Here is a 402-nt window from a genome sequence, read left to right as displayed (position 1 = left end):
AAGTTGGCGGAGATCAAGCGACGAAATACACGCTAACCCTTGTTCGACATGTAAACTTGTATCAAGCGATTCAAGAACTGAACAAAGAAAAAGGTCACGCAATTACGAAGTTGTGTGCGTTAGCAGGGGTTGCTCGATCTGCCTATTACAAGTGGTTAAAATGGAAACCCTCTAGCATGGAACTTGAAATTCGTGCGTTAGCCAAAGAAGTAAAGCTACGTTATGACAAGCGAAAGGGGATACTTGGCTATCGTCAAATCCGCACGCAATTAAACCGAAAGCTCAAAAAGAAGTACAACAAAAAGCGTTATTACCGAATCATGTGCGCTCTTGGGCTCAGGGCGGTCATTCGCAGAAAACGGGCAAGTTATGTGAAAGCTGCGGAGATCCATGTAGCTGAAA

1 protein-coding gene is annotated in these 402 nt (G+C 44.3%); it reads left to right on the top strand.

Annotated elements, in window-relative coordinates:
• Positions 1-402, top strand: a 402-nt coding sequence (locus tag CA598_RS31790; RefSeq protein ID WP_143812510.1) for an IS3 family transposase, incomplete at both ends; no start/stop codon positions are given.

Origin of the sequence: Paenibacillus sp. VTT E-133291, from assembly GCF_002264395.1 — a bacterium.
Classification (GTDB): domain Bacteria; phylum Bacillota; class Bacilli; order Paenibacillales; family Paenibacillaceae; genus Paenibacillus_AQ; species Paenibacillus_AQ nitricinens.
This window is presented reverse-complemented; position numbering and strand designations above follow the sequence as displayed.